Source organism: Rhodoferax sp. AJA081-3 (genome assembly GCF_017798165.1).
Taxonomy (GTDB): domain Bacteria; phylum Pseudomonadota; class Gammaproteobacteria; order Burkholderiales; family Burkholderiaceae_C; genus Allorhodoferax.
In genome coordinates, this window is sequence record NZ_CP059068.1 from 5009762 (window position 1) to 5031956 (window position 22195).

The window sequence follows — 22195 nt, forward strand, 5'->3', positions numbered from 1 at the left end:
GCAACCCCCGAAAGCGCACACATGCCGTTACCCTTCACCGTTCCTCCCCATTGGTTGCGCAGGGCTTACTGGTTGGGGGGGAGTGTGCTGGTGTTGTGGGTACTGGCCTGGCTGGCCGTGCCGCCGCTGGTCAAGCAGGCCATAGAGAACAAGGCCACGGCCGCCCTGGGCCGCACGGTCAGCGTAGAGGCGGTGGCCTTCAGGCCCTGGTCGCTGGAGCTGATCGTATCGGGGCTGGCGGTGGCAGCCAAGGATGGCAAGACCCCACAACTGCAGATCACACGCGCCTATGTCGATGCCGAGCTGGAGTCGCTGGTGCGCCTGGCCCCGGTCATAGACGCCATCACGCTGGACACACCGACGCTGCAGCTGACCCACCTGGGCGATGGCCGCTATGACGTTGACGACATCCTGGAGCGCCTGGACCAGGCACCTGCCTCCGACGACACCGCTCCCCTGCAGTTTGCGCTGTACAACCTGACGCTCAACGGCGGCACGGTGGATTTCTCTGACCACACGGCCTCCGGCGTGCGCCAACACAGTCTGCGGGCGCTGAACCTGGCCGTGCCTTTTGTGAGCACGTTGGAATCCAAACGCACCGTCAAGGTGGTGCCGCGCCTGGCGTTCACACTCAATGGCAGCCAGTTCGATACGGCAGCAGAGGGCACGCCCTTTGCGCAGACCCAAAAGGGCGAGGCCTCGCTGAAGATCAGCAAGCTGGACCTGGCGCCGTATCTGCCCTACCTGCCGAGCAGCTTGCCGGTGCGCCTGCAATCGGCGGTGGTGGATGCGGACATACGCCTGGCCTTTGAGCAGGCCAAGCAGCAAAAGCTGGCACTCACCGGCACACTTAAGGTGTCCAAGCTGGCATTGGCGGACACGGCTGGCGCGCCGTTGCTGGCGGTGGAATCGGTAGAGGCGGCGCTGGCCGATGTGCGCCCGCTGGACCGGGTTGTGAATCTGGCGTCGCTGGACATCCACGCACCCACGCTGCAGGGCACGCGCGACCGGAATGGACGTATCAACCTGTCACTGGATGCTACAAAAACCGTAGTGAAAGAATCAGCAACGACGGGGGCTAGAGGCTCAAAAGGCTTAAAGGCACCGGCTGCAGCGGCACCCAAGCCCTGGAGCCTGTCGCTGGAACGGTTTGCACTGCACCGCGGTGCGTTGGTATGGGCAGACGACAGCATCCAGCCCGCAGCCCGCATCAGCCTGGCGGAGCTGGAGCTGCAGGCCAAAACCCTGCGCTGGCCCCTGGGTGCCACGACCGCCACGTTTGAAGGCTCGGCCAGCCTACCATCCAAAGGCAAGAACGCTGCCCGTCTGGAATTCAAGGGCGAAGGCGCGGAACTGCGGGCCACCGCACAAGCCACACTGGCGGACGTGGAGCTGGGCCTGGCTGCCCCCTATGTGGCGCAGTTTCTGCAGCCCACAGTGCAGGGTGTGCTGGACGCCGAGCTGGCTGCAACATGGACAGCAGGCAAACCAGATATCAAGACTGCCGACACGCTAGTGGTGTCGGCCCCCCGCTTGACCCTGCGTGACTTTGCGTTGAAGGGTGGCAAAGAGGCAGCGAAGGAGCTTGTAGCAACCACCAGTGCCGAGCGTGCGGCGAACGAAATGCCCCGCTTCAAACTGCTGGAGGTGGGTGGTGCGCAGCTGGATGTGATGGCACGAACCGGCTTTATCGCCAAACTGGCCTTGCGCACACCCAGCGCCATGCTGCACCGCGACGCGCAAGGCCAGTGGATGGTCCAGCGCTGGCTGAAGACGGCAGCACCAGCCACAGCCCCGGATGCTGTCGATGCTGCAAAGCCATCCGATACAGCGTCCAATGCAGCGCCCAATGCAGCGCCCGCCACGCCTTGGCAGATCAGCCTGGCCGAACTGGCCATTGACGACGGCCACTTCAAACTGGACGACCGCAGCCTGGCCCGCCCGGTGCGCCTGGAGCTATCAACGCTGAAGCTGCAACTGCAAAATGCCACGCTGGATGGTGCCAAGCCCGCGCCGCTGACGTTATCCGCCCGCGTCAAATCCGGCCGCACCGAACCCGGCAGCCTGAACTACCGCGGTACGGTGATGTGGGCGCCGATCGCTGCGCAGGGCACGGTGGAGGCGGTTGATCTGCCGGTGCACGCCATCGTGCCCTACCTGGCCGACAAGCTGAACATTGCCGTGCTGCGTGCGGATGCCAGCTTCAAAGGCCAGGTGCGGTATGCCGCCGCGGCGGCTGGCGCCGAAGTCCAGGTGCAGGGTGATGCGTCGCTGGAAGACTTCCGCGCCAACACGGTGGCTGGCAGCCCCAGCGCCGGTACTCCCACCGCCGATGCACCCGATCTGGGTGTGACCGAAGAGCTGCTTAGCTGGAAGTCACTCACCGTGCCCGGCGTTAACCTTGCCATGGCGCCGGGCACTGCTACCCGCCTGCAGGTGCGCCAGGCCAACCTGTCGGATTTCTTTGCCCGTGTCATCGTCAACCCCAGCGGGCGTATCAACCTGCAGGACCTGGTCAAGACGCCAGAGTCGGAAGCGGCCAACACGCCGCAAGCCACGCAACCATCGGCATCTGCCAGCGCACCTGCATCGGCACCAATATCCGCATCTGCACCTTCGCCTCTGGACGCCATCGTCAAAATGGGCCCAATCAGCCTGGTCAACGGCAAGGTGCTGTTTTCGGACCGTTTCATACGCCCCAATTACTCGGCCAACCTGAGTGAACTGCAGGGCACGCTGAGTGAGTTTGCGTCGCAGGCGGCAGACGGCGGCGTGCAGATGGCCGACCTGGATCTGCGGGGTCGTGCCGAGGGCACGGCGTCGCTGGAGGTCACGGGCAAGGTCAACCCATTGGCCAAACCCCTGGCACTGGACATCAAGGGCAAAGTGCGCGATCTGGACCTGCCGCCGCTGACGGCCTATTCCATCAAATACGCCGGTTACGGCATTGAACGCGGCAAGCTCAGCATGGACGTGAACTACACCGTGTTGCCCAACGGCCAGCTCACCGCCAGCAACAAGCTGGTCTTGAACCAGCTGAGCTTTGGTGACGAGGTCAAGGGCGCACCCAACAGCCTGCCGGTCAAACTGGCCGTAGCGCTGCTGGCCGACAGCAATGGCGTGATCGATATCGACCTGCCCATCAGCGGCTCGCTGAACGACCCCCAATTCAGCATCGGGTCTCTGGTGTGGAAGGTGGTCACCAATTTGATTGGCAAGGCGCTGACGTCGCCCTTCAGCCTGCTGGCCCATGCCATGGGTGGCGGTGGTGTTGCTGGCGACGAAGCCAGTACCGTGGTGTTTGCGCCCGGCAGCAGCGCACTGTCGCCCGCTGCGCGGGAGGGGCTGGATCAGATTGCCAAGGCACTGAGCACACGCCCCACGCTGAACGTGACCGTGGTGGGCACCGCCAGCCTGGAGCAGGAGCGGGATGCCCTGAAGCGTGAAAACCTCAAGGCGCTTCTGCTGGTCGAAAAGCGCCGCCGCGCCACCGTGACCGGCCAGGACAGCAGTGCAGCCACCACACTGACCGATGCCGAGTACCCCGTACTGCTGGCCCAGGTCTACCGCCGCGCCGACATCACCAAGCCGCGCAACGTGGTGGGCCTTGCCAAGGACATCCCGGTACCCGAGATGGAAGCCCTGTTGTTGGCCAGCATCCCCGTCAACGAAGACACCATGCGTACGCTGGCCTTGCAAAGGGGCGTGGTGGTGAAGGACTACCTGGCAAGCCGCAAGCTGCCGACCGAGCGCCTGTTTGTGGGCGCCGCCAAGACAGTGTCTGCCGATGCAGACTGGAAGCCGCGGGCGGAGTTGAGTGTGACGCAGCGATAGCGTGCGAATGGGGGGCTAGTGGAACCCTTTGCCCAACCGCAGCCGGTGCAGCTCTGTCAGCACGCCCGCTGGTGGTGCGGTGGCGTCCACAAACTGCGTCTTGTCTCCGTCTAGCGTTATGGTGAAGTCCGAGGCGCCGCAGTGCACAAAAACGCTGTTGGGGTCGTAGCTGCGGTTGGTGTAGGTGCATTGGGGCGCGCGTGCCACCGTGGGCAAAAACAAACCTTGGTTGGCCTTGCTGCAGTGTTGTCCGGTGCCCAGGGCGTTGCGCAACGAGGGCAGAAGGTCGGTGTGTGAGAAGGCCGCTGTTTCTTCCCGCGCAACCAGTCCGGTGCCCACTACGGTCATGGGAACACGCGCAAAGGCACGGTCTCCATACAAAGTCTGTTCTCTTAAGCTCAAGGGCACCATGGCGCGGTGGTCTGCTGTGATGATCAGTGTTCCGTTGTCAAAGAATCCACGGGCCTGCAAACTGCGAACAAAGTTGCCCAACTGCCGGTCCGCGTAACGGTAGGTCAGCTCTTGCGAGTGCACACCCGTTTCCGGGTCCACATTGGGCAAATGGGTGGTGACAGTCTCCAGCGCCATGAAGACAGGCGCAGACTTGTGCTCACCCAGCTTGGCCAGGGCGCGGGCATACAGTGCGTCATCGGATGCAGCGTCAAACTGGTAACGCTTGAGCCCTTTGTACGCTTGCGCGTCGTGGCCCTCTACGGCATCAAACCCTATGTCCTTGAGCCATTTGCCTTTGCCCAGGAAGCCCAGGTTCCCGGTGGTCAAAAACACGGTGTCATAACCCAGCCCGCGCAGCATGCGCGGCACGGAATCCGCCGGATTGCGGAACTGCTCGAACAGCGTCTTGGCTGCCTTGCCTTTTGCGATGGGGGGCTCTCCTGTCAACAACGCTACCAAGCCTTGTTCAGACGTTACGCCATTGGCGTAAAAATTGGTGAAGCGCACCCCTGTTTTGCTGACGGCATCAAACTCTGGCGTCCAGTTGTTGATGCCGGAGAAAAGCGCACTGTGGTACATGGACAGTGATTCAAAAACCAGCAGGATGACATCGCTGCGTGTATTGACTGCTTTGGTGCAGCCTGCGTTTTCCGGCGGTGGGCTGGTAGCCAGTGTTGTTGCAAATGCCTTGGAATACGGCGTGCTGCTGGTGGGGCGGCTGAAGAAAACCTGAATCGAGTTTTGCAAGAAGGTGTCGTGGTATTCCTTGCGCTCTACCAGTTCACAACCCACCACTCCCACGCCTATCAGCAGGTACAGAAACAAGGGCTGCAAAGACGGTCGGTCGTCCTTCACGTAGCGCACAAAAACCAGCAGCACCACAGCCAGAGCAAAAACGCCGGCCAACAAGGTCCAGGCGCTGGGCAGCAATTGCTGCACAAAGCCTGTGACTGTGCCTATTTCGCCCGCAAACTGCCGTAACTCGGACCAGGTGAGCCGGGTCCACAACTGGTGGGTGACCACCAGATCTACCGCCGTGATGACCAAGCCCAACAACAGTACGAGCCTCAGCGTCACCCGCGCAAACCGCAGCCGGGAAACACAAGACAGCAAGTGGATCGTGAGCAGGAGCAAGACCAGCTTGGACTCGTGGGTTATGGCCTTGGTCGACAGGCACCAGGCGCAGTCCATATAGGCCCGCGACACCATCTCCAGCGCGAACAGCTTGTAGCCGACCAGTGCCAACACCAGCAACAGAATATGCAGACAGGGATCACGCCAAAGCTGCCAAATGCCGGGTTTGGACGTCATGGTGTGCACACAGAAAGGTCTTTCACGGAACCTCCCCAGTTGTCGCCCGCGGGAGCTGAATATCTACCTCATTCACTTGCAAATCAAGACCTCTTAAAGCGACCAGAATTTACGCGAGTGACGCCAGGTGCGCCTCCCATATCCGGGTGGTTTGCATAACAATGCCGAAGCTAAATTGTTAGCAACTGAAACGGCGCATAGCGGCGCAACTTTTGTAAAACAATGTTTTGAATGCCTGATGTGGGGTTTGAGGTGACGCCTGTCGAATGCATCAGAGTAAAACCAGTTCCTAGCCCCCGTGGAATGGACATTCTTTGCTATCAATATTGATATATCTATTTGCACAGCGTTGCGCTATAACTGAACCACCATGTCCAGCCACCGAGTCAGTCTGCGCATTGCCAGCACCCTGCTGTGTGGTTTGCTCGCGTGTGTGGTGCAGGCCAAGGAATTTTTGGTGGTGGGCACTACGTTTGCACGCGTTTACGAGCAAACCGAAACGGGTGAATTCATTGGCCTGGGTGCAGAGCTGGCCCGCAGCATTGCCCAGCAACAGGGCTTGACGCTGAAGTTCGGTATCTACCCTTGGGCCCGGGCGCAAGAGATGGTGGCCAATGGCAGCGCAGATGTGCTGGTGGGCCCGTACAAAACACCTGCGCGGGAAGCGCGTTTCGCGTTTGCCGACCAGCCCTTCTACCAGGACAACATGGTGTTCTACAAGCTGGCCAGCTCCAAGGCCAACTGGGATGGAAGTTATGAATCGCTGAAGGGCAAGCGCCTGGTGGCCGTGCTGGGTTGGGTCTATGGCACGCCGTTTGACCAGGAGCGTGCCAAGCTGGGTGTCACCAATGCCAATACGGTGGAAAGCGGGCTGACCATGCTGCTGAACAACCGCATGGACTTTTTTGTGGCCAACGAACGCAACACCACGGCCGGCATGGCGTCGCTGGGCAAGTACGACCAGTTTGCGGTTGTCTCCCCCATGATTGGCAGAGAGGTTGGCTACTTTGCGTTCACCAAGGATGCCGAGCACGAAGACTTGCGCCAGGCCTTTAATGCGGGTCTGGCCAAGCTGATTGACTCTGGTGAATATGCGGCCATGGCCAAACGATTCAGCATCACGGTGCCGGCGGCGCTAATGGGCAAGGGGCGTGTGGCAAAGCCGCCTGCCGCTAAATAGGAGGCGCCGCAGGCCTCAGCTTGCCAGAAACAAGGCAGGGTCCACCATCTTGCGGTTCAGCACCACGCCCCAGTGCAGATGCGGCCCAGTGGCGCGGCCGGTGGCGCCGACCGACCCCACGCGGTCACCCACAGTCACCACATCCCCAACCTTTGCATGGATGGCACTCAGGTGGCCCACCATGCTCAGCAGCCCGCCGCCGTGGTCCATAAAGACGGTGTTGCCGCCGAAAAAATAGTCGCCGATGTCGATGACGCGCCCCGGCAGCGGTGCCAGCACCGGCGTACCAGCCGCAGCGGCAATGTCCATGCCACTGTGGGGGCTGCGTGCCTGGCCATTGAATACACGGCGCAGGCCAAACGAACTGGAGCGCCGCCCGGCCACAGGTGCCGCCATGCGCAATTGGCCGGGGTGGGGCAGGGGCTCGGTAAAGGTGGCCATGACCGTTGTCATGTGGGCCCGTTCGCGCGCAAAACGCGCCTCGTCTGCCGCCGACAAATCTACCTTGCCAGGCGCAACCTTCAGTTTTTGCACCGGGTACTGCTTGGCTGCTACGGTGAACCCCACCTGGCGCTGGTTGTCGCCTTCACCCTGCACGGCGATGTGGGCGGGGCCTGGCGTGGTAGACAACGCTATGCCGACCAGGGCGGTCCATCGTGTTGTGTCGCCCAGCACCAGCAGCGGCAATTCTCCCCAGTGGGCGATCGGGCGTGTGGCAGCGGGGCCCAGGTCCAGCCGGGCAATGCCGCCAGGCACGGCGGCGGCTTGGGGCCATATTGGAGAAGCCGATGCCTCCGTTGCGGTGCGCGCCGCCAGCGCGGGTGTTGATACCAAGAGGCTCAGGCCGGCGAGTAAGACATGGCGGCGATGGGGTGGAGAAAACGTGGTGCAGGGCAGAAACAGTGGCACGGTGGTCAAGGTCACAAAGAGCAGGCTACGCTGCGGTGCGCCGAGAATAGCAGGCAGAGCCTTCCAACCCCCGGCGCTATGATGTCAGGCCGTTCTTTCTTCCTTCACCAGCTGTCAAAACCATGCACATATCCGCACCTTTTTTGTACCGCGCCGTAGGGCAACTGGCGTGTTTTGCGGCGCTTGCTCTAGTGGCTCTGTCGGCCAGTGCCCAGACAAGCTGGAACAAGGACGCCGGCCTGGTGCTGGTAGGCAAGGTAGTGACCATGAACGACGCGGGCGACGTGTTGCCCAACGCGCGGGTCTGGCTGGCCGGTGGCAAGATCATGGCCATTGCGCGCGCAGGTGAGGCATTGCCCGATGGCGCCAAGGATGCGCCGGTGGTGGACAGCAAAGGCGTCATCTACCCCGGCATCATTGATTTGCACAACCACCCCGAATACGCCATCTATCCGCTGATGCCCATCCAGCGCAAATACCGTGACCGTTATGAGTGGCGCTGGTACGACGACATCTACAACAAACGCATCACCTTCCCGCAAGAGGTGCTGACCCGAGCACACTACCTGGACTTGGGGCTTGAGATTGGCCGTTACGGTGAATACAAGGCCCTGGCCGGTGGCACCACCAGTCTGCAGGGTGGGCGCGTCAACCTGGCCTATTCCAAAGAAGAGTGCCTGGTGCGCAATATCGAAAATTCGCCGGTGGAGTCGCGTGTGGCCGCGAGCCGGGTAGACATGGGCCGTAGCGCCAAGGAATGGTCCGCCATGCAGACCGAGCGCAGCAAGGGCCCGCTGGTGGTGCACCTGGCCGAAGGACCATCGCCCCGCATGGCCCTGGAGTTTGGTGCCATGAAAGACAGCAACCTGATAGGCCCCGAGCTGATTGCCATCCACGGCGTGGGCCTGACCGAGCCCCAACTGCAGGAGCTGGCCACGGTGGGTGCCAAGCTGGTGTGGTCACCCTTGTCCAACTTCATGCTCTATGGCCAGACTGCCAATGTGGCGGCCGCCAAACGCGCCGGCCTGTCCATCAGCCTGGCGCCGGACTGGGCGCCCTCGGGCAGCAAGTCCAGCCTGGGTGAACTCAAGGTGGCCGACCTGGTCAACAAACATGCCTTGAACGGTTTGTTCAGCGAGCGTGAGCTGGTTGAGATGGTCACGCGCAAGCCGGCCGATGCCATGGGCTGGGGCCAGCGCCTGGGCCAGATCACCGAGGGTTACCTGGCCGATGTGGTGGTGGTGGACGACCGCCATGCAGATCCCTACCGCAACCTGATCAATACCATCGAAGACAACATTCAACTCGTGGCTGTGCGGGGCGAACCCTTGTATGGCGATGCGGCCCTGCTCAAGACCACACGGGGCAGTGATGACGCGGAAACCGTAGCGACCTTTGCCCGCGCCAAGCGTACCAAGGCCATGACGCCGAATTGCCCGGCCACCAGTCTGCCGCCCATGACGGTGGCCGAGACCAAGGCCCGTATCCAGCAGGGCCTGAAGTTTGATGCCGCGCAGTTGGCCGCCAAACTAACACCCGAGCAACTGGGAAAAGACTTTGCTACCTGCAGCCTGCCGGTACCTGCTACCGGGGCCAGCGCAACACCGGCCGATGCCAAACGCCTGCTGGCCTGCCGCTTTGGCCTACCGTTTGAGAAAACGCGCCTGAGCCCGCTGACCACCAACGAAGACTCCGAGTTTTTCTCACGCCTGATGAAAAACCGCAACCTGCCCAAGTACCTGAAGGCCTTGCCTTCTTACTACCGCCAATAGCCCAGTCACCAATGGCCCACATACTGATTGCCGAAGACGATGATTTGCTGCGCGATGCCTTGTCCGCGCAGCTCACCCAGGCCGGCCACACCGTGGCCAGCGCCGCCCACGGCCTGCAGGCCCGCGAACTGCTAGAGAGCACCCGTTTTGATGGTGTGATCCTAGACCTGGGCCTGCCCAAGATGGATGGCATGGCCGTGTTGCAGTGGATACGCCAGCGTGTGCTGGCCCTGCCGGTGCTGATACTGACCGCGCGGGACGGGGTCGATGACCGCGTACATGGCCTCAATGCCGGTGCCGATGACTACCTGACCAAACCCTTCATCATGGCCGAGCTGCAGGCGCGCCTGGCTGCCATGCTGCGCCGCTCGCGCATGCCGGCGTTTGGCGGATCGCTGGAGATTGCCGGCCCCAGCACCAGCAAACTGCGGGTGGACGCCCAGCAGCCCCGGGCCTGGCTGGGCGAGGACGAGATGGAGCTGACCCAGCGCGAATGGGCGCTGCTGTCTTTGCTGGTAGCCAATGCCGGTCAGGTCGTCAGCCGTGAAGACGTGTTAAACGCCTGGCAGAGCGAGCCCGGGGAGCCCACGGGCGGTGTGGCCTCCAATGCGCTGGAGGTGTACGTGCACCGCCTGCGCCGCAAGCTGGCCGACTCGGGCCTGGGCATACGCAATGTGCGCGGCCTGGGCTACCTGCTGGAATCCAGCGCCGCGTGACCCACGCATGAAGCCTGCTGGCCGATCCCTGTTGCCGGGCTTGTCGCTCAAGCGCCAGTTGTTGCTGTGGCTGTTGCTGCCGCAGTTGCTGCTGTGGTCGGTGGGCGGCGTGTTGGCCTGGCGCATTGCGCTCAGTTATGCGGATACCGGCATCAACCAGTCGCTCAAACAATCGGTGCGTGCGCTGGCACGCCAGGTCAAGCCGGTAGGTTCGGGCTTGCTGGTGGACTTTCCACGTGCAGCACAGGACGTGTTGGAGCAGGACCCGACCGACCGTATGGGCTACATGGTGTCGTCGCCTCCCGGCAGTTTTGTGCTGGGCAATGGCCAGTTGCCGCCGCCGCCCGATGGTGTGTTGATACAGACCGGCGAACCGCTGATTTACGACGCCCGTCTGGACGGCAAAAAGGTGCGCGTGGCTGTGCTGGAAGTGACGTATGGTGAGGCCAACTCGCCCCAGCGCCTGCGGGTGCAGGTGTCCAAGAGCCTGGCCGTGCAGGAGCAGGTAGCGCGGGAGCTGGTGTTTGACATGCTGGTGCCACTGGCTGCGCTGGGTGTGTTGCTGGGTATCCTCATCAATGCCGGTATTGCGCGTGGCCTGCATCCACTCAAACGGCTGGAGGCCCAACTGGGCGACCGCACCGGGCCCGCGTTGTCGGCCTTGCCGCCCATCGAGCTGGCCCAGGCCCCGCATGAGGTGCATTCGCTGGCGCTGGCCGTCAACCAGTTGCTGGACGCCGTGCGCCGCAGCCTTAGCCAGGAGAAACGTTTTGTCAACGACGCGGCCCACCAGTTGCGCACACCACTGGCCGGCCTAGTCAGCCAGACCGAGCTGGCTTTGAACGAGACGGAGCTGTCGGCAGTGAAGGAGCGGCTGGTCAAGGTGCACGCCGGTGCGCTGCGCAGCGCCCACCTGGTGCACCAGTTGTTGTCGCTGGCGCGCACCGAGGCCGATGTGACCCTGCAGCCGCTGGACCTGGCGCAACTGGCGCGAGAAGTGGCCCGCGAGTGGACGCCACGCGCACTGGCCGCGGGTGTGGACCTGGGCTACGAAGGCGAGGGCAGTGTCGTGGTGCAGGGCGAAAAACTGCTGCTGCGCGAGGTGCTGAACAACCTGATCGACAACGCATTGCACTACGCAGGCACCGGCGCCGCCTTGACCGTGCGTGTGCGCCGCGAAGCCAACAGCTGTGTGCTGGAAGTGGAAGACACTGGCCCGGGCCTGTCCAATGCCGATCTGTCCCGCGTGTTCGAGCGCTTCTGGCGGGCCAGCGAGTTGCCGGGTGGCTGTGGTCTGGGCCTGGCCATCGTGGCAGAGATTGCCCACCGGCATGGTGGCACGGCCACCGCACTGGCCACGCAACCCACGGGCCTGACCGTGCGGATCACGCTGCCACTGACAGTCTAGCCAAATCTATACTGGTCAAATCGGCCTATAGCCCCCGTGAAATAAGGGGGTAGTGCTACAAATATAATAGTAGCCAGGGTTGCAAGCGGTATTAGGTCAGGTACTTGCCGCCGTTGATGGACAGGGTGATGCCGTTGATAAAACCCGCATCGTCCGCTGCCAGAAACACCACACCGCGCGCCACTTCGGCCGGGCTTGCCAGGCGCCCCGCGGGTACGGACTTGAGAATCTTGTCCATCACCTCCGGCGGCACGGCGCTCACCATCTCGGTATCGGTGTAGCCCGGGGCAATGGCATTGGCCGTGATGTTGCGCGAGGCACCCTCCAGCGCCAGTGATTTGGTAAATCCAATCATGCCGGCCTTGGCGGCGGCATAGTTGGTCTGTCCGGCCTGGCCCGACAGGCCATTGACCGAACTGATATTGATGATGCGCCCAAAGTGGCGCTCCCGCATGCCCTCGATCACCGCGCGGCACATGTTGAAGCAGCTCCCCAGGTCAATGTCGATCACCTCGCGCCACTGCGCCAGGGTCATCTTGTGCAACATCATGTCGCGGGTGACACCTGCGTTGTTGACCAGCACATCGATAGGGCCCATGGCTGCCTGTACCCGCGCGACGCCGTCTGCACAGGCGTCAAAGTCGGCCACATTCCAGCTGTAAACCGGCAGGCCAGTGCGGGTGGCAAACTTGTCTGCCGCAGCCGCGTGAGAGCCGAAGTTGACCGCCACGCGGTAACCCGCAGCATGCAGGGCCTCGGCAATGGCAGCGCCAATACCGGCGGTGCCTCCGGTGACCAGTGCGACGCGTGGATGGGGGGTGTTGGTGGGGTCTGGGCCGGTGTTTGCGGGCATGGCAACTTCCTTCGGTATGGGACAGGTCTGATTCTGGAGTTCCACCGCGCAAGCGGATTGACCAAGATCAAACAAGGCCCAATTGCCCGCATGCGAGCGGTAAGCAGGTGTTGCGCAGCGTGTTAGCTGTGGTTCTGGTTGGAAACGGCGATGTCGAAGTGCAACACATCTTCGCGAACACCCAGCTTCGTGTACAGCGCAATAGCGGGGTCATCGCCCAGATCGGCCTGTACAAAAACAACGTAAGCGCCGCGTGCCGCGGCCATTTGCCTGAGCACTTGGATCAGGGCTGTCGCGATACCTTCACGCCGGTGGCCTGCCGCCACGGCCAGGTCGTAGATATAGACCTCGCTGCGCTCCTGCTCGAACTTTTTCAGCTCATAGGCCGCCAGTCCGCCAACCACCTCGTTGCCCTTCAACGCAACCAGGGCGATGAAGTAGTCGCTGCCCAGCAGTTTTTCATAATAGGCCGCGCTCGGGCGGTTGCCGTTGTAAGTTGGACGGTCTTCAAACGCTTCGCCAAATAGGGTCAACAACCCTTCCATCAGCGCTTGGTCATTGGTACGAAGGGGCTGCACGTTGTAGGGCGTTGATGGACGCATGGGCTACTCCCAGAGTTGGCTATGTTTGGAACTACCGGCCGGAAGCCTTTAGCAGACTGTCCTTGAGTTTCTTCATGTTTTCCTGCAGCGGCGCAAAGGGTCCAAACCGGTGCTGGTCGGCCGGAGCACCGTCCACAAAAGGCGGGTAGGGCGCGTCCACCGGTTTGTTCCAGCGGGCGGGGTAGTCGCGCTCGGTGTGGGCCTTTTGCGGGCGGGGTTTGCTCAGCACAAAGGCGGCCACGTCATAGGCCTCGTCGTCGGTCAGCTGGGGCTGGCCATACACCGTGCCCAAAGGCATATTGGTCTTGATAAAGGCATAGGCCTCCAGCAGGCGGCCCATGCCGGCACCGTGGTTGAACGAATCTTTGCCCCACAGCGGCGGAAAGGTGTAGCCCGTAGCTGACCCTACTGCGCCTGCGCGCAGCCCCGCACCCTCTGGCCCATGGCAGGCCACACACTTGGCTTGGTAGACCGTGCTGCCGGCCAACAGGTCGGCACGGCGGTTGGGTGGCTGCATGGCGGGCACACCCATGCCGTCCACCTTGCCACCTACGGGTACGTCTTTGGACAGGAAGTGCATGTAGGTGGTAAAGGCTTTCATCTCGCGGCTATCCAGTGGCAAGGCTTTGCCGGCCATGCTGCGCTCCATGCAGTCGTTGACACGCTGTTCCAGTGTGCCTACCGCGTCATCGCGGCCGCGGTACTGCGGGTAGGTGGCAGCGACGCCAACCCAAGGCATCGCATATTTTTTGGTGCCCCCGGCCTGGTGGCACGATGCGCAGGCCAAGTTATTGCCCGCGTACCGCATCTTGCTGTCCTTGACCTCGGGGCCCAGGTAGGCAAAGGTGCGGTTGGTCAGCTGCTCGCCGTATTTGACCAGCCGACCGTAGGGGTCGTCCTGCAGTTTGGAGACGTCGTAGGCTTCAGCCGGTTTGATCTGGAAGGCAGCGGGCGCAGCAGCCTGTACAGGAAGGGGGCTGGCGGCGAACAACAACCAAGTCAATGGAATCAACCGTTTAAGCATGGAGCTCTCCAGAAAACGAGCAAGCGACAGGTTCAGTATTTCAGTCTATCAAAAGGAGGCTTTTCTAAGCCCTTGATTCTCCCGAAGGCGGACGCAGGAAGGCGGACTGTTGTAGCGGTCGAGGCGAGGGTTTTCACGCTGATGGTGTGCCGTTTCGAGGTGGGATACTGGGTTGCATGTGGTTGAAAAACCTGTCCAAAACACAGCGCGAACCGCCTGCGCGAGGGGATGGGACGGCGAAAGCCCGAGCATCGGTCGATAAAGATGCATGGCGGGTCTGGGCGCGGCGGTTGCTAGGTACCCTAGGACTGCTCGCCGTGCTGCATGCCACGCCGGTGTGGACGCCCTTGCAGCGGCTGGAAAACGACCTGCTCAGCAGCCTGACCGCCCCGGTTCGCCCCGACGCGGGTGTGCTGGTGGTGGGCCTGGATGAACCCAGCCTGGCCGCGCTAAACCAGGCCCCACCGTTGCCTCGCCGCCTACACGCCCAACTGGTAGATGCCCTGGCGGCGGCGGGCGCTGCGGCACTGGGCATCGACATGTTGTTTGCTGCGCCCCAGTCTGCCGCCGACGATGCCGCGCTGGCACAGGCGCTGCAGGGCCGCATGCCGGTGGTGTTGGCCAGCGCCGAGTTGGCGGTGCAGAGCTCTCAAGTGGCGCAGTACCGGCAGACCGTGCTCAGTATCTTTGCCGACGCGCGCCACGGCAGTGTGGCGCTAGACGTGGACGATGACGGCGTTGTGCGCCGTGCGCCCGCGCAGGACGACGCGTTGTGGCGCGTGTTGGCGCAGAGCTCAGGGCGGGCCTTCACACCACCGCCACCCGGCGCTCTGCTGCGCTTCTACGCACCCGAAGTGCCTTTGCCCTATGCCCACTACACGCAGGCGCTGGACCCGGCCGGCACGCTGCCCCCTGGTTCGCTGAAAGGGCGGCTGGTGCTGTTGGGCCAGAACACACCGGTGGACGGTGTGGACCAGTTTGTTACGCCCCTGCGTGAGCTGGGCGGTGGTCCGCAGTCGGGTGTGTTCATGCATGCCACGGCTTTGATGAATGGTTTGACCGGTGCCTGGATCGTGCCCGCGCACCCTGCGGGGCCTGCGCTACAGGCCGTGTTGGCGGTGGGGGTGGCGGCGGGGCTTACCCGCCGCTGGCGCGGCTGGCGGGCCGTGTGGATCAGTCTGGCGCTGGCTGTGTTGGCCTTGCTCGGTGGGCTGTGGGCGCATCTGATGGGGGTGTGGTGGAGCGCGCTGCCCACACTGGCGGGGTTAGCCTTGCACGTGAATGTGGGCGCGGCCGACAGCTACTGGCGTGAGCGCCGCCGTCGCGAACAACTGCGCAATGACTTTGCCCGCTATGTGCCCCCGGCCGTGGTCAATGCACTGGCCGCTGCGGACACAGCACCCGTCCTACAGGGCGAGCGCCGCGTGCTCACACTGCTGTTTTCTGACCTGGCAGGCTTCACCGCTGCCAGCGAACACCTGCCGCCCGAGGCCGTGGCGCAGACGCTCAATGCCTACTTCTCGCGCATGACCCACACCGTGCACATACACGGCGGCACGCTGGACAAGTTCATTGGCGACGCCGTCATGGCATTCTGGAACGCGCCCTTGCCCGAGCCGGCACATGCCGAGCGCGCGCTGGCCTGCGCCCAGGCCATGCAGACCGACATGGTTGCGCTGCGCGCCGCATGGCAAGGCACGCCGTTTGCAAATGTGCAGTTGCGCATTGGCATACACACGGGCGAAGCAGCGGTGGGCCATTTGGGATCGCATGAACGCTTCACCTATACCGCAGTGGGCGACGCGGTCAACACCGCCGCACGGCTGGAAGGCGCCAACAAGGCCTTGGGCACGGGCATTTTGTTGTCCGGTGCCACATGCAACGCTTTGCCTGCTGACAGTGCGGAGCGTGCGCATTTGTTGTGGCTGGATGCGGTGGTGCTTGCGGGGCGCAGTGCCGGCATCGATGTGTACACCCTGTGTGACGACGCGGCCCTGGTCGCCACCAGCCTGGCACTGTACGGCCATTTGCAGGCGGGTGCGTGGGCGCTGGCGCTGCAATGCTGTGCGGACTGGCAGACGCATGCCCGTGTGCGGGCGCCGCAGTGGCTTGCGCACGCCGAGCAGTTACGCGGCCGGGTGCAGGCGCTGGCCGACACCGAACGCGAACGCGTCAACACCACTGCTTCCACCACCAACTCGCAGTCGCCCGGCGTGGTTTCTGCCTTCCGCGCACGTGCGCTAGACAAAACCTGACTTCCCTTAAGACGAAAGGCCTTCCCATGTCTTCACACCGCCTCTTCTGCATGACCCCGCTGTGTATTGCGCTCGGAGCACTCAGTGTTCCCCCAGCTTGGGCGCAATGCACGGGCACACCACCGGCGCCAGACGCCGCCGCAGCGCAGATCGTGGCACTGGCCGGACAGGGCCAAACCCGCGCGCCCGGCGTGGATCCGTGGTCGCCCGCCGCACTGGCGCAGCAACTGGGCGCAGGCGCCGATATGCGCACACTGGCGCTGTCGTCGGCCGCACTGCTGCTGGCAGACCGCACGCAGATCCGCATGTCGGCCAACGCGCAATTGCGCCTGTGTGAGTCGCAGCCCGCGCGCACGCTGTTGGAACTGTCGGCCGGGCGCCTATGGGCGCGCACCAAGAAATCACCCGCAGCCCTGCAACTGCAAACCCCGGCCGCGCTGGCCGTGGTGCGGGGCACGGATTGGGATGTGGAGGTGGACGCCGCCGGGCGCACCACGCTCACCGTGTTGTCGGGATCGGTAGACCTTTCCAACGCGTATGGCAGCGTGCAACTCGGCCCGGCTGAGCAAGGCTACGCGGAGCCGGGCAAGGCACCCACCAAGCGCCTGCTGGTGAGCCCGCGCGAACGTGTGCAGTGGGTGGCCGCCTACCCGGTTGATGCCACGCGCTGGGCCGAGTTTCAACAGGCCGACATCGCCGCACCGCTGGCCGCCGTGCGTGCAGACCTGCGCGCCGGGCAATGGCCGGCAGCACGCACTCGCCTGCTGGCGATGTCGGCCAACGGCGAAGGTGGCGCGGTGGTGGACCTGGTACTGGCCGACCTGGAAGTCTTTGACGGGCAGCTCGAACCCGCCCAGACCCGCTTGGCCAGCGCCTGGCAGCGCACACAAGACCCGCGCACAGCCGCGCGCCGGGCCGATCTGCTGCTGGCGCTGGACCACAACTTAGAGGCACGTACCTGGCTCAACACCACGCGCGCAGCATCGCCCACGGCGGTCGAACTGCTGCTGGCCGATGGCGATTGGCATCGTTTGCAAGGGCAGGGTGACGCCGCGCAGGCCCTGTACCGCGAAGCGTTGGCGCGCGCTCAGGCTGATGCACAACGCGCCGCCGCGCAGTGGGCACTGGGCCGCGCGCTGCAAGAGCAGGGCGATCTGCGTGCTGCCCGTGCTGCGCTGGAGCAGGCCGTGGCCTTGGCACCCGACAACCCCAGCTACCGCGGCGAGCAGGCCACGGCCGCCACCGAAGCCCTGCAACTGGCCGAGGCGCGCACCGGCTTTGACGCCGCGCTGGCCCGCGCCGGTGATGACTATGTGAGCCTGGCCGGTGCAGGCCTGCTGGCCCTGAAGCAGGGCGATGCGCAAACCGCACGCACGCAACTGCTCAAAGCCCTGGTCATCGAGCCGCGCTACGCCCGCGCCCAAGTGTGGCTGGCTGTGGCCGAATTCACGTTGGGCGAGCGTGCCGCCGCGCTGGATTCTCTGGACCGGGCACGCCTGGCCGACCCCAACGACCCACTTCCCTGGCAGATCGAGGCCATGCTGCGCAACGACAGCGGCGACCCCACACAGGCCATTGCCGCGGCGCGTGAGGCGCTGGTGCGGCTGCCTTACCTCAAGTCGCTGAACCCACTGGCGTCGGACAGCCAGGGCTCGGCCAACCTGGGCAAGGCGCTGGGTGATTTCGGCATGGAAAATTGGGCGCGGGCCTATGCCAATGCGTCCTACTACCCGCTGTGGGCGGGTAGCCACTTCTTTCTGGCCGACCGCTACGAGAGCGACTTCAGCCGCCGCTCCGAGCTGTTCCAGGGCTACCTGACCGACCCCACGGTGTTTGGTGCCAGTGACAAACGCGCACCACTGCTGCTGTCCACTGGTAGCGAATGGTCGGCTGGTCTGAGCGCCGAGCGCAACCCGCTGCGCAACAACGCCACGGCTGATGTAGGGTACCGCGGCTTTTCGGCGGGCAGCGTGCCCGTGGCCTGGCTGGTACGTGCCAACGATGTGGAGATGTGGCCACGCGAGGGGCCACCATCGTCGCAATACCGGCTGTCATCGCCCGGCATGGATGTGGCACTCGGCGCCAAGCCCAACGACAGCCTGTCGCTCTTTCTGCTGCATGGCGACACCACGCTGCGCTACCGCTTTCCGGATGGGTTGAACTTTGGCAACGGCATCACCTTTTCCAGTGATGCGCATAGCCGCACACGCCGTACCGATGCCGGCGCATCGTGGCGCTGGTCGGCCGACAGCCAGACCTGGATCAAGGGGCACAGCGGGCGGCAGACCACGGGCCTGGTGCTCGACGATGCACGTTGGGGTCCGCAGGACTACAGCTACCAGGGCGACGACAAAGGCCTGTTCCTGCGCCATACCGTGTTGTGGGGCGCTCACCGTGTGAGCGCTGGCTGGGAACGCGTGGACCGCGACTCTGGCAGCGCCATCTCGGACCGGGACGTCTCCTCACCCTTCACTAACACCGAGCGTTACGACATGCCCTGGGTGGCTGGCGAATGGCGCAGCGGCGCCTTGAGCTGGATGGTCGAAACCTATTGGCCACGATTCAACGCGCAAAAAGGTGACCGGTATACCGATTCCATCACCGGCCAAGACCTGCTCATCCCCAATGAGGAGGGCGCAGAACACAGTCGCAAGCTACTGCCACGGCTCGGCGCCAGCTTGAGCTTTGGACCAGGCCGCGCCTTGCATTGGGCCTACCAGGAAAGCCTGCGCGCGCCCGGCACCCACACGCTGGCACCCGTGGCCACCGGTGCCATCGCGGTGGACAACCAATACCAGTTGTCGGGTAGCTACGCACGCAAACACGCGATACAACTGGATTGGGAGCTGGGTGCGACCACCTTTATGGGCGCCAGCCTGTCGGGCCAGCGCATCAGCAACCTGGTAGCGTCCAATGGGCGGCTGTTTGCGCAGGACACGGGAGCCCTATTCGACAACGTGGCCACCATTGCACCCGTGGTGCTCAATGCGCAAACCACACTCAACACCTATGAGTTAACACCGATTTTCGGCCAGGGCGACTTGGCGCAGGCCACTGTGTCCGTCAACCACCTGCTGGGGTCGCACTGGAGCGTGCTGGGCAGCTACGTCTACACCGATTCGCGCAACACTGGTGCGGGTTATGTCGGTAACCTGCTGCCCGGCTTTGCCCGCGATGTGGCCCTGGCCCAGACCACCTGGCGACACGCGGCACGTAGCTTCACGCTGCTGCGGGCAACCTGGCGTGGCGAGCGTTACACCGACGAGGCCAACACCGTGCAGAGCCCACCCGGCTGGAGCCTGGCGCTGGCCCATGGCTGGGAATCATCCGACCGGCGCTGGAGTTTTACGGGCACGGTGCAGACGGGGCTGCGCAGTGAGGACAAGCCTACGCTGTGGGCGCTCGTGCGGTATCGGGATTGATGTTGACGGCGAAATGAGCGGCTAGCCCGCGTGGAATATGCACTATTCGCTACTGAATATGTAGCGTTTTTCAGGTTGGAACGTTTGTCTTGCAATTCAGGCGATTCCGAAAAGAGGGATGTCACCGCAAGATTTCTACCGCGCAAGGGATACTCTGCTGATGGCACAGGCATACGCGTATTTCGATGAAAGCGGCACCGACGAGAAGTCACCGGACCTCGTCGTGGCCGGGTACATCTTCCTTAGTGAGAACGTCGCGCCCTTCGAGGCTGAGTGGAGGGCGATGCTGGAGAAGTTCGGTCTACCGTTCTTTCATGCTGTCGAGTGCATGCACGGCACTGGCGTATTTAAGCACTTGACGCTCGAAGAGAGAACCGCAGCTCAGATCGAAGCCATTGAGATCATCAAGAAGTATGGTGCGAAAGGCATCGCGCTTTCGATCAACAAGATGGTCTTTCCGACAATCGGGCGTCCCGCACTGTGGAGTACCCCCTACACGTTCCTGTGCGGACAGGTTCTCTTCGGTGTGAGGAATTGGGCAGACGCGATCGGCTTCCATGGCGAGGTCGAGTACGTGTATGAAGCTGGTGCTGACGGGCAGTCTCAAGCCGCAGAGGAAACCGCACACGCCCTTTTGAGTGACGAATCGCTGCAGGTGTTCCGCTATGGAAAGCATCGTCACGCGACGAAGACTGAGGACGTGGGATTGCAGGCTGCCGATCTCCTTGCCTGGCATTGGTACACGCATAACCGACGTATCAAAGAAGGCAAGGGCAAGCGGAAGGACTTCCAGAACCTCATGGGGCTGAGGGTGGACTTTCACCACTATGACGAGCCTGCCGTCAAGCTGTGGAACAGCGTGGTCCCGATCATCAAGCCTGCGATGCAGTGGTTGCAGAATTGGCGTCCACCCACCCACAGTTCACTCTACACTCTGTTTGGTCCGATCAACTTAAATGAGAAACCTGCCGACTGACGCAGCCACTCCGAATTCTCTAGGAGATTGCGCCGCCCCGGTTGAGTACGCGCTTGATGCAGGGGCTTGGTAAACCAAAGGGGCATTGCCCAAAGGATGTCGTTGAAGGTTTCTATGACATGGCGGATGCCATGGACTATTACGCGCTCGCAAGCGTATCCTGATCTATCGCGGCCTGGTTCCGGTGGCCAATACCAGTTTGGCCATGGTATCGCTCACAGTAGTCTGGTCGTTGTTCCAAAACTCGCTGACGACCGCGCGCAAAGCGCCCTGTGCTGCAGTTGAAACTGCCATGCCATGGGCAACCGATGGCACCAGGGTCGCGGCCTTGGACGCTGCGACGAAGTCTTTGCTGGACGCCTTGGCGCAGGCATCGAACTTTTCCATGTCCATGTGCAGGCGTGCCGGGATGGAGCCTTTGCGCAGGTTGAATTTCTCCTGAAAGTCCTGGCCCATCAGCAGGTAGGCCAGATAGCCCTGGGCCTTTTGCGCCTCCCAAGCCTTGAGCTGGAACATGGCGAAGGAGTCCACGTTGAAGGTGTAGGTCTTGTCGGTGCCCGGTGCGGCAGAACAACTGAAGTCCACACCGGGTTGTTGTCCGGCTGCCAGAAACTCGCCCTTGGCCCAATCCCCCATGAACTGGAAACCGGCCTTGCCTTTGATGACCATGTCGGTTGCCACATTCCAGTCGCGCCCGCTGGCCTTGTCGTCTACATAGGATTTGATACGGCGAAACACATCCAGCGACTGGCGCATGGTTTCGCTCGCCAATGCGCGCTTGTCCAACTGGACCAGCGCGCTGTTATAGAAGCCCGCGCCGCCCACGCCCAGCACCACAGACTCGAAGACCGTAAAGTCCTGCCAATCCTGGCCACCGTGGGCGACGGCTATATAACCGGCGGTCTTGATTTTATCGGCCGCCGCAAAAAACTCTTCGTAGGTGGATGGCAGCGTGGTGACACCCGCCTTGCGTAATACGGCAGAGTTAGCCCATAACCAGTTGACGCGGTGTACGTTCACCGGTACGGCCACATAACGGCCTTTGTGTTTCATCTGGTCGGCAATGACCTTGGGTAACAGTTCGTCCCATTTCTCAAACGCAGCCATGGCGTCCAGATTGGTCAGCACGTTCAGCTCCGCCCACTCCTGTATGGTCGGCCCCTTGATCAGGGCAGCGGCCGGTGCAGAGCCGCCCAGCACGCGCTGTTTGAGCACGGCCATGGCGTTTTGACCTCCGCCACCGGTCACCGTAAAGTCTTTCCAGCTGTGCCCGCGGTTGGTCATCATGCCCTTGAGCTCGGCCAGCGATTTGGCCTCGCCGCCAGAGGTCCAGTAGTGCAAGACCTCCACCTCGCCTGCATGGCCGACTGTGCTTGTCAACGCCGCCAGACTCAGCAGGGCGTAGCGCAGGCAACGGCCACTATGGCGTGGCAGAGTTTTGTCTGTCATTGCCTATGCCTGACACAACCGATTTGTCCTG

At 62.9% G+C, this 22195-nt stretch carries 14 protein-coding genes; 8 read left to right on the top strand and 6 right to left on the bottom strand.

Annotated elements, in window-relative coordinates; translation table 11 throughout:
• The first annotated feature begins 21 nt into the window (after window positions 1-21).
• Window positions 22-3834 carry a DUF748 domain-containing protein gene (locus tag HZ993_RS23480; protein ID WP_209395103.1) on the top strand — a complete coding sequence of 1271 codons (3813 nt, stop codon included), beginning with the start codon at window positions 22-24 and terminating at the stop codon, window positions 3832-3834.
• A gap of 15 nt (window positions 3835-3849) precedes the next feature.
• Here HZ993_RS23480 and HZ993_RS23485 read toward each other — a convergent pair whose 3' ends face one another.
• On the bottom strand, window positions 3850-5598 hold the full coding sequence (locus HZ993_RS23485) for an LTA synthase family protein (protein WP_209395104.1): 1749 nt from the start codon (window positions 5596-5598) through the stop codon (window positions 3850-3852).
• A gap of 370 nt (window positions 5599-5968) precedes the next feature.
• On the opposite strand from HZ993_RS23485, the gene HZ993_RS23490 reads away from it, so the two are divergent.
• The gene (locus HZ993_RS23490; RefSeq protein ID WP_209395105.1) at window positions 5969-6778 is read left to right on the top strand and encodes an ABC transporter substrate-binding protein; all 810 of its coding nucleotides are present in this window, start codon (window positions 5969-5971) and stop codon (window positions 6776-6778) included.
• A 15-nt stretch (window positions 6779-6793) separates the two neighbouring features.
• Here HZ993_RS23490 and HZ993_RS23495 read toward each other — a convergent pair whose 3' ends face one another.
• The gene (locus tag HZ993_RS23495; protein ID WP_245213747.1) at window positions 6794-7702 is read right to left on the bottom strand and encodes a peptidoglycan DD-metalloendopeptidase family protein; all 909 of its coding nucleotides are present in this window, start codon (window positions 7700-7702) and stop codon (window positions 6794-6796) included.
• A 107-nt stretch (window positions 7703-7809) separates the two neighbouring features.
• On the opposite strand from HZ993_RS23495, the gene HZ993_RS23500 reads away from it, so the two are divergent.
• The 3 genes from HZ993_RS23500 to HZ993_RS23510 are packed head-to-tail and all read left to right on the top strand — an operon-like array spanning window position 7810 to window position 11583.
• On the top strand, window positions 7810-9459 hold the full coding sequence (locus tag HZ993_RS23500) for an amidohydrolase family protein (protein WP_209395106.1): 1650 nt from the start codon (window positions 7810-7812) through the stop codon (window positions 9457-9459).
• Between the two features lie 11 nt (window positions 9460-9470).
• Window positions 9471-10175 (top strand): response regulator transcription factor, encoded by a 705-nt coding sequence (locus tag HZ993_RS23505; protein WP_209395107.1) that lies wholly within the window; start codon window positions 9471-9473, stop codon window positions 10173-10175.
• Between the two features lie 7 nt (window positions 10176-10182).
• Window positions 10183-11583, top strand: a complete 1401-nt coding sequence (locus HZ993_RS23510) for a sensor histidine kinase (protein ID WP_209395108.1) — start codon at window positions 10183-10185, stop codon at window positions 11581-11583.
• A 91-nt stretch (window positions 11584-11674) separates the two neighbouring features.
• Here HZ993_RS23510 and phbB read toward each other — a convergent pair whose 3' ends face one another.
• From phbB to HZ993_RS23525, 3 genes are all read right to left on the bottom strand, one after another.
• The gene (gene phbB / locus HZ993_RS23515) at window positions 11675-12436 is read right to left on the bottom strand and encodes an acetoacetyl-CoA reductase (protein WP_209395109.1); all 762 of its coding nucleotides are present in this window, start codon (window positions 12434-12436) and stop codon (window positions 11675-11677) included.
• A gap of 122 nt (window positions 12437-12558) precedes the next feature.
• On the bottom strand, window positions 12559-13038 hold the full coding sequence (locus HZ993_RS23520) for an AAC(3)-I family aminoglycoside N-acetyltransferase (RefSeq protein ID WP_209395110.1): 480 nt from the start codon (window positions 13036-13038) through the stop codon (window positions 12559-12561).
• 31 nt (window positions 13039-13069) lie between these two features.
• Window positions 13070-14062, bottom strand: a complete 993-nt coding sequence (locus HZ993_RS23525; protein ID WP_209395111.1) for a c-type cytochrome — start codon at window positions 14060-14062, stop codon at window positions 13070-13072.
• 317 nt (window positions 14063-14379) lie between these two features.
• On the opposite strand from HZ993_RS23525, the gene HZ993_RS23530 reads away from it, so the two are divergent.
• The 3 genes from HZ993_RS23530 to HZ993_RS23540 all read left to right on the top strand — a co-directional run bounded on the left by HZ993_RS23530 (window position 14380) and on the right by HZ993_RS23540 (window position 20715).
• Window positions 14380-16317, top strand: coding sequence for an adenylate/guanylate cyclase domain-containing protein (locus HZ993_RS23530; RefSeq protein ID WP_209395112.1), 1938 nt, complete (start codon window positions 14380-14382; stop codon window positions 16315-16317).
• Window positions 16318-16343: 26 nt separating this feature from the next.
• Window positions 16344-19739 (top strand): FecR domain-containing protein, encoded by a 3396-nt coding sequence (locus tag HZ993_RS23535; protein ID WP_209395113.1) that lies wholly within the window; start codon window positions 16344-16346, stop codon window positions 19737-19739.
• Window positions 19740-19857: 118 nt separating this feature from the next.
• A complete protein-coding gene (locus HZ993_RS23540) occupies window positions 19858-20715 on the top strand; it encodes a DUF3800 domain-containing protein (protein WP_209395114.1) in 858 nt (285 codons plus the stop codon).
• A 165-nt stretch (window positions 20716-20880) separates the two neighbouring features.
• Here HZ993_RS23540 and HZ993_RS23545 read toward each other — a convergent pair whose 3' ends face one another.
• Window positions 20881-22164 carry an ABC transporter substrate-binding protein gene (locus tag HZ993_RS23545; RefSeq protein ID WP_209395115.1) on the bottom strand — a complete coding sequence of 428 codons (1284 nt, stop codon included), beginning with the start codon at window positions 22162-22164 and terminating at the stop codon, window positions 20881-20883.
• Window positions 22165-22195: the final 31 nt, after the last annotated feature.

What these genes read in the sequence shown, in the direction of transcription:
- HZ993_RS23485 (WP_209395104.1), bottom strand. Translation starts at nt 5,598, where the DNA reads ATGACGTCCAAACCCGGCATTTGGCAGCTTTGGCGTGATCCCTGTCTG.
- HZ993_RS23545 (WP_209395115.1), bottom strand. Translation starts at nt 22,164, where the DNA reads ATGACAGACAAAACTCTGCCACGCCATAGTGGCCGTTGCCTGCGCTAC.
- HZ993_RS23525 (WP_209395111.1), bottom strand. Translation starts at nt 14,062, where the DNA reads ATGCTTAAACGGTTGATTCCATTGACTTGGTTGTTGTTCGCCGCCAGC.
- HZ993_RS23480 (WP_209395103.1), top strand. Translation starts at nt 22, where the DNA reads ATGCCGTTACCCTTCACCGTTCCTCCCCATTGGTTGCGCAGGGCTTAC.
- HZ993_RS23510 (WP_209395108.1), top strand. Translation starts at nt 10,183, where the DNA reads ATGAAGCCTGCTGGCCGATCCCTGTTGCCGGGCTTGTCGCTCAAGCGC.
- HZ993_RS23490 (WP_209395105.1), top strand. Translation starts at nt 5,969, where the DNA reads ATGTCCAGCCACCGAGTCAGTCTGCGCATTGCCAGCACCCTGCTGTGT.
- HZ993_RS23520 (WP_209395110.1), bottom strand. Translation starts at nt 13,038, where the DNA reads ATGCGTCCATCAACGCCCTACAACGTGCAGCCCCTTCGTACCAATGAC.
- phbB (WP_209395109.1), bottom strand. Translation starts at nt 12,436, where the DNA reads ATGCCCGCAAACACCGGCCCAGACCCCACCAACACCCCCCATCCACGC.
- HZ993_RS23540 (WP_209395114.1), top strand. Translation starts at nt 19,858, where the DNA reads ATGTCACCGCAAGATTTCTACCGCGCAAGGGATACTCTGCTGATGGCA.
- HZ993_RS23505 (WP_209395107.1), top strand. Translation starts at nt 9,471, where the DNA reads ATGGCCCACATACTGATTGCCGAAGACGATGATTTGCTGCGCGATGCC.
- HZ993_RS23500 (WP_209395106.1), top strand. Translation starts at nt 7,810, where the DNA reads ATGCACATATCCGCACCTTTTTTGTACCGCGCCGTAGGGCAACTGGCG.
- HZ993_RS23535 (WP_209395113.1), top strand. Translation starts at nt 16,344, where the DNA reads ATGTCTTCACACCGCCTCTTCTGCATGACCCCGCTGTGTATTGCGCTC.